The sequence below is a fragment of the Chlamydiales bacterium genome, from assembly GCA_041395025.1.
In the GTDB taxonomy this organism is placed as follows: domain Bacteria; phylum Chlamydiota; class Chlamydiia; order Chlamydiales; family JAAKFR01; genus JAJACP01.
Genome location: JAWLBH010000001.1, coordinates 609,236 through 628,610 on the forward strand (window position 1 = coordinate 609,236; position 19,375 = coordinate 628,610).

General features: G+C 36.6%; 15 protein-coding genes. 4 read left to right on the top strand and 11 right to left on the bottom strand.

Going from position 1 to position 19,375, the window contains the following annotated elements; all coding sequences use genetic code 11:
• Positions 1-81: 81 nt before the first annotated feature.
• Both R3E91_02805 and rsmD read left to right on the top strand, forming a co-directional pair.
• On the top strand, positions 82-3,912 hold the full coding sequence (locus R3E91_02805) for a hypothetical protein (GenBank protein ID MEZ5315125.1): 3,831 nt from the start codon (positions 82-84) through the stop codon (positions 3,910-3,912).
• Between the two features lie 4 nt (positions 3,913-3,916).
• Positions 3,917-4,459 carry a 16S rRNA (guanine(966)-N(2))-methyltransferase RsmD gene (gene rsmD / locus R3E91_02810; GenBank protein MEZ5315126.1) on the top strand — a complete coding sequence of 181 codons (543 nt, stop codon included), beginning with the start codon at positions 3,917-3,919 and terminating at the stop codon, positions 4,457-4,459.
• A gap of 48 nt (positions 4,460-4,507) precedes the next feature.
• Here rsmD and R3E91_02815 read toward each other — a convergent pair whose 3' ends face one another.
• Positions 4,508-5,998 carry a sodium-dependent transporter gene (locus R3E91_02815; GenBank protein ID MEZ5315127.1) on the bottom strand — a complete coding sequence of 497 codons (1,491 nt, stop codon included), beginning with the start codon at positions 5,996-5,998 and terminating at the stop codon, positions 4,508-4,510.
• A 414-nt stretch (positions 5,999-6,412) separates the two neighbouring features.
• Here R3E91_02815 and R3E91_02820 point away from each other — a divergent pair, with 414 nt between their 5' ends.
• A complete protein-coding gene (locus R3E91_02820) occupies positions 6,413-7,411 on the top strand; it encodes a hypothetical protein (protein MEZ5315128.1) in 999 nt (332 codons plus the stop codon).
• A 282-nt stretch (positions 7,412-7,693) separates the two neighbouring features.
• Here R3E91_02820 and R3E91_02825 read toward each other — a convergent pair whose 3' ends face one another.
• From R3E91_02825 to R3E91_02845, 5 genes are all read right to left on the bottom strand, one after another.
• On the bottom strand, positions 7,694-8,434 hold the full coding sequence (locus R3E91_02825) for a metallophosphoesterase (protein MEZ5315129.1): 741 nt from the start codon (positions 8,432-8,434) through the stop codon (positions 7,694-7,696).
• A 13-nt stretch (positions 8,435-8,447) separates the two neighbouring features.
• The gene (locus tag R3E91_02830) at positions 8,448-9,737 is read right to left on the bottom strand and encodes a sugar phosphate nucleotidyltransferase (protein MEZ5315130.1); all 1,290 of its coding nucleotides are present in this window, start codon (positions 9,735-9,737) and stop codon (positions 8,448-8,450) included.
• A gap of 167 nt (positions 9,738-9,904) precedes the next feature.
• Positions 9,905-10,672, bottom strand: a complete 768-nt coding sequence (gene pyrF / locus R3E91_02835; protein MEZ5315131.1) for an orotidine-5'-phosphate decarboxylase — start codon at positions 10,670-10,672, stop codon at positions 9,905-9,907.
• Positions 10,666-11,247 (bottom strand): orotate phosphoribosyltransferase, encoded by a 582-nt coding sequence (locus R3E91_02840; protein ID MEZ5315132.1) that lies wholly within the window; start codon positions 11,245-11,247, stop codon positions 10,666-10,668. Before R3E91_02840 ends, pyrF begins: the two co-directional genes overlap by 7 nt.
• Positions 11,241-12,335: a hypothetical protein gene (locus R3E91_02845; protein ID MEZ5315133.1), complete on the bottom strand. Its 1,095-nt coding sequence runs from the start codon at positions 12,333-12,335 to the stop codon at positions 11,241-11,243. Before R3E91_02845 ends, R3E91_02840 begins: the two co-directional genes overlap by 7 nt.
• Positions 12,336-12,340: 5 nt before the next feature.
• On the opposite strand from R3E91_02845, the gene R3E91_02850 reads away from it, so the two are divergent.
• On the top strand, positions 12,341-12,619 hold the full coding sequence (locus tag R3E91_02850; GenBank protein ID MEZ5315134.1) for a hypothetical protein: 279 nt from the start codon (positions 12,341-12,343) through the stop codon (positions 12,617-12,619).
• On the opposite strand, the gene R3E91_02855 is transcribed toward R3E91_02850, so the two are convergent.
• From R3E91_02855 to carA, 5 genes are read right to left on the bottom strand one after another with little or no spacing between them, the layout of a single operon-like run.
• On the bottom strand, positions 12,609-13,766 hold the full coding sequence (locus tag R3E91_02855) for a dihydroorotase family protein (protein MEZ5315135.1): 1,158 nt from the start codon (positions 13,764-13,766) through the stop codon (positions 12,609-12,611). The genes R3E91_02850 and R3E91_02855 overlap by 11 nt on opposite strands.
• Complete coding sequence (pyrI, locus tag R3E91_02860; GenBank protein MEZ5315136.1) at positions 13,753-14,199, bottom strand: aspartate carbamoyltransferase regulatory subunit; 447 nt, start codon at positions 14,197-14,199, stop codon at positions 13,753-13,755. Before pyrI ends, R3E91_02855 begins: the two co-directional genes overlap by 14 nt.
• Entirely contained in the window at positions 14,200-15,099 is a 900-nt protein-coding gene (gene pyrB / locus R3E91_02865; protein MEZ5315137.1) for an aspartate carbamoyltransferase, read from the bottom strand.
• On the bottom strand, positions 15,096-18,269 hold the full coding sequence (gene carB, locus R3E91_02870) for a carbamoyl-phosphate synthase (glutamine-hydrolyzing) large subunit (GenBank protein ID MEZ5315138.1): 3,174 nt from the start codon (positions 18,267-18,269) through the stop codon (positions 15,096-15,098). Before carB ends, pyrB begins: the two co-directional genes overlap by 4 nt.
• Positions 18,248-19,303 (bottom strand): glutamine-hydrolyzing carbamoyl-phosphate synthase small subunit, encoded by a 1,056-nt coding sequence (gene carA / locus R3E91_02875; GenBank protein ID MEZ5315139.1) that lies wholly within the window; start codon positions 19,301-19,303, stop codon positions 18,248-18,250. Before carA ends, carB begins: the two co-directional genes overlap by 22 nt.
• Between the last annotated feature and the right edge of the window lie 72 nt (positions 19,304-19,375).

The window sequence follows — 19,375 nt, forward strand, 5'->3', positions numbered from 1 at the left end:
GAAGAGTTTTTAAGTCATTGGCATCTTGTGCTTATTTCTTAATAGATAAGGAATATTCAAAGAGTCTTACAGTTAAAAAAAATGTTCTCTGTAAAAAAAATATCTCTTCTCTTCCTCCTTTTACAACAGACAATTTTTGCTGATTCTCTTCCTAATATATACCCTCAAGCTGAAGAGCTTCTTATCCGCAGAATTGCTTATTTTTGCCACCATCAAGACTATCCTTTTGTCAAAAGTCAAATTCAAACCTACATGAATACCTATCCAAATGGTTTATTTACTGATTATCTATATGAGATACTAGGGGATATAGCTATGAATACAAAAGCTTATCAAGCCGCTCTGGATTATTATCACTGTATTTCTAATCAATCCGATCGAAATCTTCAAGTTTTAAAAAAGGAATGGAAAGCTCTCTATCATCTTGAATTTTATGCTCAACTTTATCAAAAAACCACTCCGATCTCCTTCCAAAAAATGGATGAAGAAGGGTTGTTCTATTTGGCTGAAGCGACTTTTCATGAAGCATTACATCTTATGGATTTTAAAGAGGGAGAGCAAGAAGCAAAATTGCTCTATCAAGAGGCTTTACTTGTTTATTCACGATTAGCATCTAGCAAAACTTTTGGAACTTATGCAAAACTTGCTATCGCTGAAATTTATCATCATCTAGGTCAATCTAAAGTGGCAGCTGATCTTTATTTAGATATTGCAGAATCAGAGCAGAATCACGAAGAATGGCTTTTTCAGGCAGCAATTCTTTTAATGGATAATGAAGAAAAATTTGCAGCTGATGTATTTGAACGTATCATATCTACAAACTCCTCTATCGCAGGGGAAGCAGCTCTCCAATGGCTAGAAATACTCATAAAAAGAGGAGAGCTAGACAAAGTTCAATTGCAACGAGAACTCTGGTTTTCAAAAATTGAAAAAAAAGACCATCCTCATCTTCATTTTTATCTAGGAATGGTAGCTTTCAAACAGAGGAATTATTTCCAAGCAATCCCGGATTTAAAAGCAGCTCTCAATTACAATTTATCCAAAGAGAATCACCAACTAGCTCTAAAAGCTCTTTTCATCAGTGGCGCAGAATTGACAGATCTTGAATTATGTGATTCTATTTATGCTCTTCTCAATGCTTGCTATCCTGAGAAAGAAATCGAAACAAAATATATACAAGCATTAGCCTACAAAAGAGCAGGCAAGATCACGAAAGCTATGGAGCTTTTCGAACATTTCATTCGAATATGCTCAATAGATAGCCTCTTAGAAAAAGCCAAAATAGAAAAAATCCATCTCTTAGCTGCAGAAAAAAAATGGGATCTTGTGCATGAAAATATTAAAAAATTTCTTAGTGATTACCCTCAATCAAAAAGAAAAAAAGAGCTCCTCTGCTTAGCGATTCAATTCACTCAATCCCAGATTCAAGAATCTGGAAATCGCTTCTATCCCCAACTGATACAATATCTTGAACAAGCGTTTGTGGCTGAGATTTTTGATGAAAAAGAGCTCTCTCAAAAAAAATTGTTGTTGATACAAGCTCATATTCAGCTCAATCACATTCCCATAGCCTTAACCCTTCTAAATGAGATAGATGATCCTGATCCCCTTCTTCTTACCCAATGTTATATTAAAGAAGGTGTAAAGCAGCAGATTCTTTTTTTTGGAGAAAAAGCTCTTGAGCAGCATCCCGATCACGACTACCTACATCTTCATCTTTTTAATACCTATCTTGAGCTTGCAAAAGAAACTCCTGAGAAATACCTAATAGAACAAGCAGCAAGACATCTTAATGCTGTCATTCAGATTTATCCTGTGACTCTAGAAAATCGGCTCTGGCTAGCCCATTATTTTGCTTTAATAGGAGATCTGCGTTTTGTTGATTTACTAGAATCAATTTTAGAGACTGAAGAAAATTGGAAAAAATTTGATGAAGAAGGGATCATGTTAGCGCGGTTTTATCAAAAAAAAGGAGAGTGGCAAAAGGCTTGGCTTTTAGCTGAAAAAATCATCTTCTTAGGGGATAAAATGAAAGGAGAGGCTCAATTAGTCATGGCACAAATATTGTTAGGATTAGGAAAAGAAGAGAAAGCCATAGAGATTTTTTGTCATTTAGAAAACGATCCCAATCCCAAAACTGCTTATCAAGCGACCTTATCACTTGCTGAAGTATATTTCCCAAATAAGCCTGAAAAAAGTTTGAATAAACTACAATATTTAATTCGTAATAAAGCACCTGCTACTGAACCTATTCATCTTGAAGCTGCTTTGAAACGTGCTGAATTTCTTGCTGCTCTATCTCCTAAAAAAACGCAGATGAAGTGTTTTTTAGATGCGCTGCTTGAGATTAAAGAAGAATTTGCAATTAGACAGTCTACTAAAGATAGTGATCAAACCCTTCAACTATCACCTCGACAAGAAGATATCTATCGAAGTTATATGCGTTATTTAGATCTCTACATTGATAAGCTGCAGGTGAAAATAGAAAGAGATCTCCATCATAAAAAAGATAAAAAACATCTTATGAAGCTTTCTGTTTCTAAACAAGAAGAAGAGGATTCCCAGCTAAGCCCTCTATTGGATCACTCAACCATTGCAGATTTTCTACAAACAACCTATGAGATAGAAAATCGATCTGAATCTTTATTATGTCAACTATCTCCTGAACCTATTCCCTTAAACTGCTCTTTCTTAGAAACAATCCCCATCTCTGACCCAATGACTCAAACATTGAATTTTGAAATTGATTGGCCACTCTATCCTTTTCAACCTATTCTAACGATTCAGTATCCTCGTCTTTTTAAGATTCCGACTATTGATCCAATTGAAATGATTCCTTTAACCTATTTAGGTATTAAAGAACCCTCATTTAGAATACCTTGTTCTGATGATTTTGAGATTATAGTAGAGTATATTCCAAAACGGTATCGTCCTGGGTATGTCTTTAAAGTCATTTTCTATCCACGCTCTGAAGCAACTTTTCACCATATTCAACAAAATATTTCTTTCCTTATTGATCGATCTTATTCGACTCATCGTATCCACTACAACTCAAATAAAAAAGCTGTTTCTGAAGCACTAAATCATCTTAGAGAAGGTGATATGTTTAATATTACTTTCTTTGATAATCACATTGCAAAATTTGCCCCACAACCTATTCCTTGGAATCAAAAAAATATCGCAGAAGCAAGACTTTTTCTTGATAGGGAAAAACATGGAAATTATTTTGGAAGAACTGAACTCTATGCCTCTCTAGAAAAAATTATCCCTCAAGATCTTCGAAAAGATCAAATTCATACAGCCATTTTGTTCTCTGATGGTGAAACTTATCTTTCAAGAGAAATGCAAAGACAAATTCTCAGGAAATGGATGGTTCATAATCAAGGGAAAGTCTGTATTTATAATATCGCTTCAGGGAAAAGAAATCATCTTCCCCTTCTCGATTTACTCAGCTCATTTAATCAAGGACATTTAGTTTATTCCCCAAACAAAAATGATATCTCTCCTATGTTGAATCATCTCCTGCACACTATTGACTGTCCAATTGGTCAGGATATGGTCGCAACACCTGTCACCTCTGATAAACAAATCTCAATTCTTCTCCAGCCTAAAACAGGTTACCTGCCAAATTTGTATCACCATTCCCCATTTGTAATTTATGGCTCTATTAATCGACTGAGTGATTTTATTCTCTTTTTACAAGGAAAATCCTCTGAAGAAAATTTTGAGATCAAAAAAACTATTTCCTTTGAACAGGCTAAAATGAGTGCTTTCCCTTTAGAGAAAAAATGGATACAGCTTCTCACTCATGAATACTATGCTAGATATCTTCAGGATGGGAATCTTAAACATTTAGAAGCAGCCAAACAAATCTTGCATCCAATGAATATCTCTACTCTATGGATAGATTAATTTCATGCAGATCATCGGTGGGAAGCATAAAAAAAGAAAACTATTTGTTCCCCAAACCTCTTTGATCCGTCCTACTTCTTCAAAACTAAGAGAAACAGTATTTAACATCTGTCAACAAGAGATCGTAGGTGCTCGATTTCTTGATCTATTTGCAGGCTCTGGTGCAATGGGTTTAGAGGCCCTGAGTCGTGGTGCCATCCATACCACATTTGTAGAGAAAAGTGCTTTAGCCCTGATAGCGATTAAACGTAATGTTCAGCTTCTTGATGAAGAGAATCAAACGACCATTCTTCGAGGCAATGTATTCAACCTTATTCCAACCCTACCTTCATCTTTTGATGTAATCTATGCTGATCCTCCCTATGGAAAAGAGATGGGAGATGAAGTCCTTCATCAGATTGATAAATATCAATTACTAATTGATGGAGGAATGGTCTTTATTGAAGATTCGGCCTTTAAGACTCCTCATCTCAATACTCTTATTCTGAAAAAAACATATAAAGTCGGAGCGACACTCCTAGTTCAATATGTTCAACAAAAGAAGTGAATTTTTGAAAATCATTCTCTCCAACTTTAAAAACTCATCTACGCAAGCTCAAAAAATAGTTGGATGATCTACTAGTTCGGGTTTCTTTTTTAATGCAACCATTCCTCCTCCGATTAGAGCCAGAGCAAGCCAAATCCAACGAATCCAGCTGTTAATTCCAAAATCAGTTGTCAATTCTTGATATAAAGATCCAATTAAACTAATAGCTAATAAAGGCAGTACGATAAACTTTAAAGAATAGTAGCGATAAGTGCGTCCTTTAGCTGAAAACCAAATGGGTTCATTTCCAATCACTCTAGACATCATTAAAAAAAGAATAATTTCAGCAATTCCTCCCACTAACATGACATTTCCAAGTACCATTGGGGCAATTGCTCCAATAATATGTTGACCATTACCTAAACAAAATGGAATTGATAGGATAGTCACAAAACCCATCGCAATACGTACAGCTACCTTACGATTTTTATTTAACTCAATTTCAACATTACCTGCGATACTTTCTATAATTGAAAAGAGACCAGTTACTCCTGCAATAAAAACACAGAAAAAGAAGAGAGGGCCAATAATACGAGAAATTATATTCCCAAATTGTTGGAGAATCGTTGGAAAAATCACAAATCCAATTTCAAATGCTGATGCTGAAGAGAGTAGATCGGAAAATGGGCGCTGTTCTTTAAAACTCATAAATCCAATACAAGCAAAAATTGCGACTCCCGAGACAAAAGAAATCAGAAAATCTCCAATAATCACTTTCACCATTGTACGTGGAATGCTAAAATTTTCAGGATTATGGCGTGAATAACCTGTCACAATACCTAAACCAAGTGATAGACTGAAAAATACTTGTCCAAATACATCTCTCCAAAGAATCCAATCAAGTAATCGAGAAAAATTAGGAACCAAGTAGTATTTAAGTCCTTGTACTGCACCTGGTAAAAAAAGCGCGGCACAAGCTAATCCAGTAACTAAAAATGCTAAAATGGGTAAAAATAAAGAGCATATCTTTTCAATCCCAGAACGCACATTACGTGTTAAAACCATCCAAGTAAACACTGCAACAAACAAGGTGGGAATCAATACATGAAAGGCCATTCCTCCTATTTTCTCTATACTCCCCGAATCACATAGAAATACTTCTTTAAAAAAAACCTCTGTGTCGAGTCCTAAAGAGTGAGTAGCAGAAAAATAGGTATAAGCAACTGAAAATCCGGTTAATACCATGTAGAAACCGCCAATCGTAGCACACGTAAGTATCGATAACCACCCCACCATTTTCCCTTTTATACCAGCCACACTTCCCATAGCTGAAACAAGAGGAAGTTGGGTACGCTGACCAACAATTCCTTCAAGAAACAAAAGAGGCAATCCAATAATTAGATGGGCAATAACATAAGGAATTAGAAAAGCCCCTCCACCATTTCTATAACAAAGCGCGCTGAAACTCAAAATATTTGCAAAACCAACAGCTGATCCGATCATCGACCAGATATAGCCCTTTTCTTTATTCCAGGTTTGGCGTTGCTTAACCCGATTCATTTGTATACCTTATAAAGCAAAAAACAAGAGATTATAGCAAATTTTCAGATTTTTTAGAGATGATAATTAAATCTTTAATGTGAATACTTTTATCATGTTTTGATTAAAATTTTTCCTTACTTTAATACTCAGGGGGTTTTCATCATAGCAAGGAATTTTAGACAATCCTATCTCATTTACAAAATTTGCTATCTTTTTTGTCTATCTATAGAATAATGAAAAGGATTCGAGCCTTCCATTGAGATAAATGTTGATATCAAAAAACTTAATTAATTGAGAAAACAGTAGATCAAGAACAATAGCTTTCCTTTTAAAGAGCACTGAGTCAACCTATTTTCTAGAATAAATTTTCACCTGCTTTTTTCTCGAGTAATTCCCTTTTATTAAATCGTTAGAATCCCTAAGATCACGAATATGTTCTTACAACGCAAAGCGCTTTATAATTTACTACAAATTAACTTGCCAAGAATCAATTCAGGAGAATTAAAAATTACTGACCTGCAATCATGGCAAATAAAAAACTATCGTCAGGAATCAACAGATACCTTATTTGATCGATTGAATGAACTCGATATCTCCTTCAATGAAGCAAATTTTCTAACTTATGCTGATAGATTCGAAAACCCTGAAGAAATGGCTGATTCCCTTGCGAAAAAACGTGAACCTCTTGAACAGGATCAAATCTTTCTCTTAATCTTTGAATTATGGCGACGTTATTTTCCAGAGAAACGGACTCTATCTATTTTCTGTGATGAAGTCGATTATCAAATGACTCATTATGATTTAGGGCACGAAAGTCAGATTAAGGATACCATAGAATACTTTCTTCAAATTCTTAAAGATAATGTAGACAAAGGATTTCATCCAGTGGATGTCCTTCAAACATTTCAAACCTATTGTGCAAATGATATTGAAAGTTTTCTTTTTGATTATATTCTATCTCAAATTGAAGAGAACCATTTGGACTATGCCTCTCATCTTTTTGAGAATTTTCATCCTTACATCAAAAAAAAGATGTGGTTTGATTATTTAAATTCCCGTCTTGCTTATACTCATAAGCCCGAATTAGCTGATAATCTACTCAAGAAACTGATCACTCAAGTTGATGAAAAAACAGAGATTCCTCTTGTAGAAGAAATCCTTTATTTTCTTGCTGGCTCAGCAAACCATCCTCTTTTCTATCCTTTAGCTAAGAAAATGTTTGATTTAATAAAAATTGAAGAAGATTTTCGTGAGCTGCTAGAGATTTGTTATATTTACTATGATCATCTTGATGCGAAAGAAGTTAGGCGGGTATTGTCTGATATTTTTCATCGTCGCAAGTCAAATCCATTGAATCGATCTCTCACAAAGGCAGATCCTGATTTAATTAAAGTAAGTGCAATCCTTAATGAAAAAAATGAAGGAGAATAGGTTGACTGGCTATAATGTCTTATAGTTTTTTCTTTTTATCCATAATTGCTTAAAAAGAAAAGAACCAGGCAACGATTCTACACCGTCTTTTTCTCCTTAGAGAAGTTTTGCTCATTTCATCCATTTCTTGATCTTGCATCTCACAAGTTTAGAATGGGTTTTTGCATAGCATTGTCTATGATTAGTTATCCCCCTCTACGTTTTTAATCCTCTGATTTCTGGGTGAACCACTTGTGGGCCTAATACCCATTATCGCATAATTTGACTACTTTCTAGCAGCGTTTATTGACTGATAAGAAGTGGCTTGTAAGATAAATAATCAGAAGAGGTGAGATGATATTCGATTCCATTATATAAACCAAAAAGAGGGAGCTCTCTTTTTAGACTATGCAAATGACCAAATACACAGACATCTACATGGTATTTTTCAAGAAGCGCAGTCGATCTAGAAGGAAGCAATTCAGTGCTAATCGGAGGATAATGAGTCATCACTAAACGTTTCAATGCCCTCGGATTCAATGCTTTTAAACTCAACTCTAAACGAACAAGTTCTCGCTCAAAGATTTTTTCTTGGTTGATTTTTTTTTCTTTTGATAGAAGAACTGGATTTTCACGAAAATTGATATAAGAATCAAATCGATATTCCTCTGTATCCCATAGACGAGCACCACCAATCGAATATTCTGCCCAATCAAAGACATTATTCTGAATAAGATGAATCGATGGAGGTAAAATCGATTGTACTTTAGATAAAGAACTCCACCAAGAATCATGATTCCCCTTGATCATCACTTTAGTCCCTTTTAAAGCATCAATCCAATCAAGATCGACTTTCGCTTCTGCTAAAGAAGTCGCCCATGAAATATCTCCAGCAATAAGGACAAGGTCATCTGGTTTTACAAGATCTACCCAATTCGATTTGAGCTTCTCTGTATGATTCACCCAATCTTCGCCAAAGACTTCCATAGTTTTTTTAGGAACACCGAAGGATAAATGCAGATCTGCAATTGCCCAAATTGTCATCAAAGTAAATCTACTAAAAAACGTAATTATTGGGTATTTCTGTTCCTCGTGGAATCACCATAATTCCATCTCGTAGGATAATTCGTCCATCGGGAGAGTCATAATTTTGATATCTATCTCGATTGACAAGAGTCACATTATCTCCAATTTTCACATTTTGATCGATAATTGTTCGATCAATCTGGCAATTTTTCCCAATGGTAGGTTGCCTTAATGGATTATGATGGACTAAATCAGCATTGTAATCATTTCCAATGACAACTGAATCACGAATAGTACTGCCTTTTCCTAATATTATTCCAACTCCAAGTAAACTATGAACAACAGCCTTCCCTTCAACAATACTTCCTTCACAGATGAGAGATTCTTTAATTGAACAGTTCAAAATCTGAGCTCCAGGTAAATTATAGAGTTTTGTCATAAATTCATGGCTAACATCATAAGTATCTAAACCAAGTTGTTGACTATTTGATGGGTTAGTCAAAGCAAGGTTCGCATGATAGTAGGATTCTATTGTTCCAACATCTTCCCAATAACCCTTATAAAAAAAAACATGATTATCTCCTTTTTTAAGTTGAGATTTGATCAGATGTTCCCCGAAATCTTCACGAGGATCTTGAATAAGAAGATCAAAAAGTACTTGACGCTTAAAAAGATAAATTCCCATTGATCCAATATAATTCTTTCCTTTTTCAACAGGATAACCAATTTTATGAAGTGTAAGCGCATCGGTGTAATATTTTTTGAGAATCTTTTCCTCTTTTGGCTTTTCATAAAAATCAATAATCTCTGTCCCTCTTTGATGAATTTTAATTACTCCCATCCTTTTTGCCTCTTTTTTATTCACAGCTTGTGAGGCAATCACCATATCTGCCTTCACATCAACAGCAAAATTCACCATCTTTTGAAAATCAATGTTGTAAATTTGATCTCCCGATAAAATCAAGAAATAGTCAGCTGAGATTTGAGCAAAATAATCCAGATTTTGGCGTACTGCATCAGCAGTACCTTTGTATTCATCGTATTTACCATCTTTTTCTTTAGGTACAAGTAGTTGAATTTGATTCTTAGAGATATCTTGATAGAGATACGTTTGCAAAAGATGTCTCTGTAGGGTATCAGAAAGATACTGCCCAATTACAAAAATTTTTGATAAACCTGATGAAAGAGAATTTGCAATAGGGACATCAATTAAGCAGTATCTACCTCCAAAAGATATCGCAGGTTTACATTTAGTTTTTGTAAGAGGATCAAGGCGTTTCCCTTGACCTCCACCAAGGATAATCACGGCAATACGGTCCATCGAAATCTGGGAAGGAGCAATGAGTGATTTATATTGAATTGGATCGAAATTAATATTAGAAAAAGGATTTACTAACATTAGTCTATTTGTTTAAAAACATCATCTATAACTATTAATAGTTATAAATTATAATATAGTCAAGTAATTTTTTTATCTATTATATGAAATTAAAAAAGAAGTTCTTGATAAGCATTCCATCCCGCTTTGCGGTATTTTTCTGCTTCTAAACGAGGATTTTTGGCATCATAGATTCCACGTCCAACAATGATGAGATCACTCTTTCTCTCTTTAATAACTTTTTGAGGAGTGTGATATTGCTGACCAAGCGAATCTTCTTGATCTAAAAATTTGACACCAGGAGTCATATGAATAAAACCAGGATGATTGGTTAATTGATGAGTGCAGATAAATCCTATAACGAAATCTGTGTGTGCTTCTGCCCATTGTATAGCGTGTTGTGTATAAAGCCCTTTTGCCAGATTTTCTTTTGAGCTCATTTCTGCTAACAAAAGTAATCCTCGACCTTTTTTAAGACCTACCTCTTTTAGTCCCTGAATAATCCCCGGTCCTGGAACAAGATGCGCATTTATGATATGAGCCCATTCACAAATACGATAGATTCCTTGTCCATATTGCTGCTTCACAGTATTGCCAATATCTGCGAATTTTCTATCTTCAAAAATCAAAAAATGATGTTTTTCAGCGAGAGAAGAGAGTTTTTTAGGAAGTTCTGGGGTAAAATCCTCAATAATATCGATGTGAGTTTTTAAAAGACAGATCTCAGAACCGAGATTTTCAGCAATATCAAGGAGTGCTGCTTGTCTGGTTACATCAGCTGCAATGCCAAGATTAGTCTGTTTTTTGTCCATTAACTTAAGTAAATTTCTACCTATCGGATTGGATGAATAGTGGCTACGTTGAGAATACGTTAACATTGATTTTCTTTGATGAATCTTTCTATGAATTCTAGATCTTTTGGACTCATCTGATTTTTTAATGCATGTAGAAAATCGGTCATCGTAAAAAGAGAGTGAAGATGATATCCTTTATCCTCAATGAACTGCTTACCCCCTTGTTCACGATCCAATAGAACGATAATATCTGTCACTTTTAGTCCGACTTTCTCAAGAGGTTCGATCGTTTCAAATATGCTTAAGCCACTCGTGATCAGATCTTCAATGACAAGGCAGTTTTGTCCATATTCAAAAGCACCTTCAATGATTTTTTTCATTCCATAATTTTTTACCTCTTTGCGACGCATGACCATGGGAAGATTTTGTTGTAAAGAGAGAGCTGTTGCAATAGGCAATGCAGTATAAGGAACTCCGCACACTCTTTGAAAAAGCTTATGTTCTACTTTTTCCCACATTTTTTCAGCAATTTCCTGAAGAAGTGTTGGATAAGAAATGATAAGACGCAGATCAACATAAATAGGAGATAGCATTCCACTTTTTAAAGTGAACTCTCCAAAATTAATTGCACCAATTTCATAAAGTTGTTGAATTAACATTTGTGTAAGTACCTCATTGCTAAGTAAGGATCCCACATCATGCCGACTGCACTCATTGCAACATCAGCTCCTCTATTAAAAAATTCATCAAAGTGGTCAGGAAGAGTCACACCTCCCGTTCCCATAATCGTCATTCCTAGCTGTTCTTCTTCATTGACAGCCACTGCTTTCTCAATAAAATCTAAAGCGAGTGGACGAATGGGATCTCCACAAACTCCAGCACGTAAACGACCCTGACCAAGTGCTGGTCTCTGGTCTTTTGTAATAATTTGCATACTCACAGTGTTAATTCCACAAATCGCACTCGCTCCTCCTTGAGCAGCGGCACACATTACACTCCGAATGACTTCTTTATCTTCAATTAAACCTACCTTAATGACTAGGGGAACTGATTGAATGACTTGCTTAATTCGTTGGGAAATATCTAAAACAGCTTGAGGATTCATAAACAGACTTCCCTCACAGGTTAACACATTTGGACAAGACAAATCGGCTTCAATAATTTTTGCTCCTCCTCGAATAGCAATAGAGGCTGCTGTTACAAAATCTTCAAAAAAATCTCTTTGATCACGTGGGGTTCCAACCACCGAAACAATCATTACCTGCCCTGAACAAAGCCCCGCATTTGCACAAGCAATATCCTCCACTAAAAAACCCCGGTCTTGTGAGGGAATGCCAAACGAATTGGTTGTTGCTAATGAATGCATAGTTAAAGGAGGAGTAGGACTCTGATAAATAGAATCATGACAGCGCTTGTAGGTGAGAACTCCTTGTGTATCAATATAAATCATATTTGGCAAAGGATGGGCAGGGTGAGGCTGACTTCGAATAGTTTTGTATGTGACAATATCAAAGCCCATAGTCGCAGCAAAAATTACCCAAGAGGAATTGAGTAAAGGCCCAGCCGGAACACCAAGAGGAGAAGCAATTGAAAATCCAAGAAAATTTATCCATTTTTCTTCAGGAGGAAATATGCGTTCTGGTATTTTCCCCTTAAAGAAAGGACCTTGTTTAAAGTTTTCAAGATAACTTTTTTTAATGTCATAAATAGGAGGCTTTTCTGGCCACCATATAGGAAATGTGTTCATGATCCATGACTCTTATACATACAAATATGCAAACTAAGATTTTCATTGGAATCCGTCTCACGCTGAACTTGAAATTCCAATTAGGAGATATTCCTCCTATATTTTCTTCCTATCTATATGAAGAAAAAGAATACCTTGGCATTTACCTTAACTCACAGCCTCTTACTTTGCATCAGATCCGTGAATGTCGCGACTTGTTTCTTATAAATTTGCAAGAATATTATCCTGACCATCGATTTGATCATATTCCTATTCTCCTCTTCCCTCAACTATTTATCGGTTAACAGAATATCTCTTCCCAGAGATCATGACATACTTAGGCCATCCACGCAAAGTTCTCTCTCGATAAGGAGTCCAACCGCATTTCGATTTAATCAGCTCATCTGTGACAGTGATTTCTCTATTCAAATCGACAAGAACTACATCGTCTTTAACGGGTAAATTAAAAATCTTTCTTGGGTTTGTGTGAGTCAACTCAATCATCTTTTCTAAGGTTAATCTACCATGATAGACCGCATCGAGCATTAAGGGAAGGAGGGTTTCTAGACCAGGGATTCCAGAAGGAGCCATTGGAAAAGGGCGTTGTTTATCTGCAATCGTATGGGGAGCATGATCTGTTCCAATAGTATCGATCGTGCCATCTAAAATTCCCTCCCAAAGAGCTTCCTGATCAGCTTTTGAGCGTAAGGGAGGATTGACCTGCACAAATGTCCCAAAATTGAAATAATCTTCTTCACTTAAAAAAAGATGATGAGTCGTAGCTTCACAGTAAATAGGAAGACCTTCAGCTTTAGCTTTGCGCACGAGTTCTACTTCTTCTTTAGTACTCATATGCAAAATATAGAGTGAAACACCATACTTACGGGCCAGTTGAATCGCTTTTGAGGTTGCAAGAATGGCTGCTTCCTTGGGACGCATCTGAGAATGAGTAGCTGGATGAGTAGCATTTTTAAACTCTTCCCTTTTTCTTGCTAACAAGGATTCGTCTTCAGCATGGACTGCAACTAGCATCCCTACACTTGCTGCAGTACGGAATGCCTCGTTTAAGGCTTGATCAGTATCGATTACAAGTCCTCCTGTACTGCACCCCATAAAGATTTTTAATGCAACACAATGATGACTTGCTTCACTCACCTCATGAAAATGTTCCTTATCTGCTCCAAAATAGAGTCCGTATGATAAAGGTATATCGATACTTTGAAGCTGCCTGTCAATCAATTTTTTTTTCTCTTTTAAAGCTGCGATAGTCGTACAAGGAGGCGAATTATTAGGCATATCACAAACAGTCGTAATGCCCCCATGGATAGCTGCAATGGCTCCTGTAATCCAGTCTTCCTTGTATTCCTCTCCAGGAACACGGAAATGGACATGCGGATCAATCAAAGCTGGAATAGCTGTCAGATTGGAAAAATGGTCTTTAAAAGGTGTCATAGGCAAAATGCTTATCACAGTAATAACATTTTAGAGAAATTAAATGAGAAGATACCGAGACTTTAAAACGCGTCAATATCTCCTGATGGTTAGTGACACAATGCTCATTAGAACAGTGCAAAATTCCTTCAATTTTTTCAGGGAGAGTGACAGAAAATTTCTTCACTAACTCAAAATTTTGGATAATGTTTATCGTTGCCTTAGGCGCAAATATAGCAATTTGACTAGCTTCACTTTCACTTACCTCTCTTCCTTCAACTTTCAGCAAATCTTTATATCCCATTGTTTTGCTTGGAAGATTGAGACCCAAAGTGACTTGATGGCGATAACTAGCAAGTTTTAATAAATGGGCGATACGCAACCCTGTTTTTGCTGGAATATGATCAATAACAGTGCCATATTCAATGGCAGCAACTGAAAGAAATTCTTTCATTTATTTACCTAAAAGTTTACATAACAAGGCTTGCCTAACATAGACTCCATTCTGAGCTTGTGGAAAATAGTAAGCATATTTTGTTTCATCAACCTCTCGAGCGATTTCATTGAGACGTGGAAGTGGATGAAGAATTTTTAGTCCCTCTTTTGCTTGATTCAAAATCTCTTTATTTAGAATACAGTGATCTTTAAGAGAATGATAATTTTCTAAAGAAGGAAACCGTTCTTTTTGCAGGCGAGTCATATAAACAATATCTGCTTTTTCAATCACCTCTTTGATCGTATGATGAAAGGAAAAAGGAATCCCAGCTTGTTTGAGTACTTCAGAGAGAGATTTAGGAATCGATAAACTTGGTGGAGAGACGAAATAAAGACGTACATCAAAATGCTTCAATCCATAAATAAGAGAATGGACGACTCTGCTATAGAGCAAATCCCCTATACATAGAATACAAAGCCCATCGATTGTTTGATGAGATTCTTGAATGGAAAAAAGATCGACCAGAGTCTGTGAAGGATGTTCATTGGCTCCATCACCCGCATTAATCACTGGTTTATCTGTCACCTCAGCCGCCAAGCGTGCTGATCCCTCAAGAGGATGACGAATCACCATCATATCGGAGTAAAGAGCGATAATTTTGATAGAATCATAAAGAGACTCCCCTTTTTGTATGGCAGTTGATAGATGATCGGCAAAGCCGATCACTTCTCCTCCTAATTGCTTCATGGCGACCTCAAAAGATAAGCGAGTGCGTGTTGAGGGTTCAAAAAAACAGTTTGCCATCACATATTTTTCTAAAATTCGCCCAGGAGGATGAGTTTTTATCTTTAGAGATGCCTTCAAAATAACTTCGATCTCTTCTCTAGATAAATCTTTGATGGAGATTAAATCTTTCACAGTCTCCCTCCTAAAAATTCATGCCAAGATTTTACTTCAGGTAATTTTTCTAAATCGACCAAAGATTGTAAAAAAACTAATGCAATTTGAAGATTAGTAATTAATGGAATATGATAGTCAATAGCAAGACGACGAATTTGAAACCCATCTGTTACATTTTTCGAAGAGGGCAGATGATGTGGGATATTAATAATTAAGTTCACTTGATGTTTAGTAATTGTTTCGAAAATATTGGGATGATACCCCTCACTGATCTTAAATACACATCGTGTGGCTAACCCCTCTCTGGATAGAAAATCATGCGTACCAGGTGTCGTATGAATCTTCCATCCTTGACTATCTAATTTTTTTAGTGCATTAAGGAATTTTGCTCTTTGTTCTCTGTTGACGCTGACAAGAATGTCTTTGCCTTTAACCATTTGTTCGGTTGCCTCCCATGAGCGAAAAAACGCTTCAATCAGATTGTCTCCTAAACAAGCCACCTCTCCTGTTGAAGCCATTTCCACATGAGCAACTGGATTAGCTCCCTTAAGACGATGATAAGAAAATTGGGGAGTTTTAATTCCTACATAATTGAGATCTAAAGTGTTATAAGAACGAGGTAGATAAACATCAAGTATAGCTTCAGTCGCAATCTGGATAAAATTATATCCTGTCACCTTAGAGACAAAAGGAAAAGAACGTGAAGCACGAATATTCAACTCAATGACTTTAATTGCATTATCTTTTGCGATAAATTGAATGTTAAATGGTCCCGTAATATTTAGTATCTGAATAATGCGACGAGTAATTGACTTTGTTTGCCGAATTGTTTCGAGATAGAGTTTTTGAGGAGGAAGTACAAGTGTTGCATCTCCTGAATGAACACCAGCATTTTCAATATGCTCTGAAACAGCTTCGATGATTACTTCTCCTCTGATTGCAACACCATCTATTTCCAGCTCTTTTGCATTTAGGATAAACTGCGATAAGACAACCGGATGTTGACGAGAGACAATGGTTGCTTCCTCAAGATATTTCTCAAGTTCATCTTCATTGTAAATGACATTCATTGCCGCTCCTGAAAGGACATAGGAAGGACGAACTAAAATTGGATAACCCACATCCATTGCAAAACAACGTGCTTTTTCTATAGAACTCACTTCAGTCCAAAGAGGTTGATCGATGGAGAGTTCATTGAGTAAGGAAGAAAATTTCTGACGATTCTCAGCCATATCAATCGAAGAAGAAGAAGAACCCATAATACGATAACCTGCAGCATCAATTGCAAGAGCTAGATTATTTGCAATCTGTCCTCCGACAGAAACGATGATTCCTTCTGGAGATTCAAAATCTGCAATATCTAAGATTCGCTCAAGGGTTAGCTCTTCGAAATAGAGACGATCTGACTCATCATAATCAGTAGATACTGTCTCTGGATTAGAGTTAATCATAATTGTTGGCACGTGATGGTGCCTTAATGTACGTATTGTGTTGACTGCGCACCAGTCAAATTCAACTGAAGAGCCGATCGCATAGGGTCCTGAACCAAGTACAATCATTGGAGAAGGAGTCAACGGTAAAACATCATTTGAGATCCCGTGATAGGTCAAGTATAAGTAATTGGTTTTAGCATCAAACTCTCCAGCCAAAGTATCAATCTGTTTAATCACAGGCTTTACACCTAAACTTAACCGTTTGAAGCGAATTGTTTCTTCTTTTTCATCTTTCAAAAGGGCAATAGCTCGATCAGAAAATCCAAAACGCTTTGCACGCCTGATCATCTTTTCAATCGGGGTTTTTCGAATCTCCTCTTCCATCTTAACTAAATCCATGAGTTGATACAAAAACCATTGATCAATGTGTGAAAGAGCATGAATTTCGTCAGCATCCATCCCTTGACGCATCATCTCAGCAATTGCATAAAGACGGCGATCAGTCGCAATTTCAATCTCTTGCTTTGGATCTGGGATGGAATATGGATAATCAAAAAGAGAACAACATCCAATATTTAGCATGCGAATGGCTTTTTGAAGTGCCTCAGGAAATGAGCGCCCAATTGCCATGACCTCACCCACACTCTTCATCTCAGATCCAATCGTTCTCTCAGCACGTAGTTTATTTGTATCCCATCGGGGCATCTTTACTACAACATAATCAAGAGCTGGTTCAAAAAAAGCTGAGGTCTCCTTAGTTACAGAATTTTTAATTTCATAGAGTCTATAACCAAGTGCTAATTTTGCAGCGACAAAAGCAAGCGGATACCCTGTTGCTTTTGAAGCAAGTGCACTCGATCGAGAAAGACGGGCATTCACCTCAATCACTCGATAATCTATACGGTTTGGGTGAACAGCATACTGAATATTGCACTCTCCAATAACACCTAAATGACTCACTGTTTTAATCGCGATCTCACGAAGCATGTGATATTCTTGATTATTCAATGTCTGAGAAGGGGCAATCACAATGCTTTCTCCTGTATGAATTCCCATGGGATCAAAGTTTTCCATATTACAGACGGTAATCGTGTTACTATCCCTATCACGCATCACTTCATATTCAATTTCCTTCCATCCAACCAGGTATTCTTCAATTAAAATTTGTGGCGCTTTACTCAACGCCTCAGAAGCAAGAGAGACAAGCTCTGCTTCATTCCTGGCTTTTCCTGATCCTAAACCACCCAAAGAAAAACCAGAGCGTAGCATAAGAGGATATCCAATTTTTTCTGCGCCCAATTTTGCTTCCTCAATTGTCGTTGCAATATGACTAGCTGCTGTTTTAACTCCAATACTATCAAGAGATTCTTTGAAAAGTTTTCTATCTTCTGTAAGACGAATCGTACTGACTGGTGTTCCTAATACCTCAACTCCAAATTGCGCTAAAAATCCACTTGCATCGAGTGCCAAACCTAAATTAAGAGCTGTCTGCCCACCAAAGCTAAGGAGGATGGCATTAGGCTTTTCCTTCTCAATAATCTTTTCAACTGTTGTTGTATTCAGAGGCAATAGATATACCTGATTAGCCATGCCTTGGTCAGTCTGTACAGTGGCAATATTAGGGTTAACCAGAATAATGTAATGACCCTCTTCTTTAAGAGCTTTGATCGCTTGAGAACCTGAGTAATCAAATTCCCCAGCTTGACCAATACGCAAACCTCCTGAACCCAGGACTATAATTCTTTTACTAGACATGCATAAAACCTATCAAAAAACCAACGAGTGTCAGTTGGCCCAGGAGATGCTTCTGGATGGAACTGAACTGTGTAAAAAGGAAGAAAAGCGTGACCAAATCCTTCCACTGATCCATCATTTAAATTTCGAAAAATGATTTTCCAATCTTTTGGCAATGTGTTTTCATTGATTGCAAAGCCATGATTTTGACTGGTAACATAACATTTTCTTGTTTCAAGATTGATACAAGGCTGATTTTGACCCCGATGACCAAATGGGAGCTTATAAGTCTTCGCTCCTGCTGCGAGTGCAAGTAGTTGAGAACCTAAACAAACGCCAAAAATTGGTGTCTTTCTCTCCATCACTTTTTTAAGAATCGCAATCGTCTCAACACATTTAGCAGGATCACCTGGTCCGTTAGAAAGAAAGATGCCATCAAATGTCTCTTCTGAGTAATCATAATTGTAGGGAACTCGGATAATTTCAATAGGGAATTTTTGAAGATAAAAGATCATACTATCTTTCATTCCACAATCTACTGCAATAACGCGCTTTTTCCCTTTTCCATAAAAAATTTTATTCGGAATAGAGACTTTAGCGACCATATTTTCTAAATTAGGATCTTTGAAAGTCACAGTTTTTTGTTGATCAGCCATGGCTCCTAAAAGGGTTCCTTCTACGCGCAAAACTTTGGCTAATTCTCGTGTATCCACTTCACTAAGTAGAGGAATACTCTCTTTTTCAAGCCAATCTTGAAGAGATCTCAAACCTTGATGATGATTCCATTTGACACAGCTTTCACTAACAATAACGCCTGCGACATGAATCTTTTGAGATTCCCAATATTTCCGATCAGCCACTCCATAGTTTCCAATCAGTGGGTAGGTAAAGACAAGAATTTGTCCCGTAAAAGAAGGATCGGTCAAATTTTCATAGTATCCACACATTCCAGTCGTAAAGACGACTTCTCCATGAAATATCTTTCCTTCTTGCCAATCTGGAGCTGTCCCTACAAAAATTTTTCCATTTTGCAAAAGCAAATAGTGTTTTTTCATAAATAAGTAAAAAAAAACCATCCTATTTAGGATGGTTTGATTAAAGCCTAATTCTTTCGCTCAACAATGCGG

What these genes read in the sequence shown, in the direction of transcription:
- R3E91_02805 (MEZ5315125.1), top strand. Translation starts at nt 82, where the DNA reads ATGTTCTCTGTAAAAAAAATATCTCTTCTCTTCCTCCTTTTACAACAG.
- rsmD (MEZ5315126.1), top strand. Translation starts at nt 3,917, where the DNA reads ATGCAGATCATCGGTGGGAAGCATAAAAAAAGAAAACTATTTGTTCCC.
- R3E91_02820 (MEZ5315128.1), top strand. Translation starts at nt 6,413, where the DNA reads ATGTTCTTACAACGCAAAGCGCTTTATAATTTACTACAAATTAACTTG.
- pyrI (MEZ5315136.1), bottom strand. Translation starts at nt 14,199, where the DNA reads ATGAAAGAATTTCTTTCAGTTGCTGCCATTGAATATGGCACTGTTATT.
- R3E91_02845 (MEZ5315133.1), bottom strand. Translation starts at nt 12,335, where the DNA reads ATGAACACATTTCCTATATGGTGGCCAGAAAAGCCTCCTATTTATGAC.
- carB (MEZ5315138.1), bottom strand. Translation starts at nt 18,269, where the DNA reads ATGTCTAGTAAAAGAATTATAGTCCTGGGTTCAGGAGGTTTGCGTATT.
- R3E91_02840 (MEZ5315132.1), bottom strand. Translation starts at nt 11,247, where the DNA reads ATGTTAATTCAACAACTTTATGAAATTGGTGCAATTAATTTTGGAGAG.
- R3E91_02855 (MEZ5315135.1), bottom strand. Translation starts at nt 13,766, where the DNA reads ATGACACCTTTTAAAGACCATTTTTCCAATCTGACAGCTATTCCAGCT.
- pyrF (MEZ5315131.1), bottom strand. Translation starts at nt 10,672, where the DNA reads ATGTTAACGTATTCTCAACGTAGCCACTATTCATCCAATCCGATAGGT.
- R3E91_02830 (MEZ5315130.1), bottom strand. Translation starts at nt 9,737, where the DNA reads ATGGACCGTATTGCCGTGATTATCCTTGGTGGAGGTCAAGGGAAACGC.
- R3E91_02815 (MEZ5315127.1), bottom strand. Translation starts at nt 5,998, where the DNA reads ATGAATCGGGTTAAGCAACGCCAAACCTGGAATAAAGAAAAGGGCTAT.
- R3E91_02850 (MEZ5315134.1), top strand. Translation starts at nt 12,341, where the DNA reads ATGACTCTTATACATACAAATATGCAAACTAAGATTTTCATTGGAATC.
- R3E91_02825 (MEZ5315129.1), bottom strand. Translation starts at nt 8,434, where the DNA reads ATGACAATTTGGGCAATTGCAGATCTGCATTTATCCTTCGGTGTTCCT.
- carA (MEZ5315139.1), bottom strand. Translation starts at nt 19,303, where the DNA reads ATGAAAAAACACTATTTGCTTTTGCAAAATGGAAAAATTTTTGTAGGG.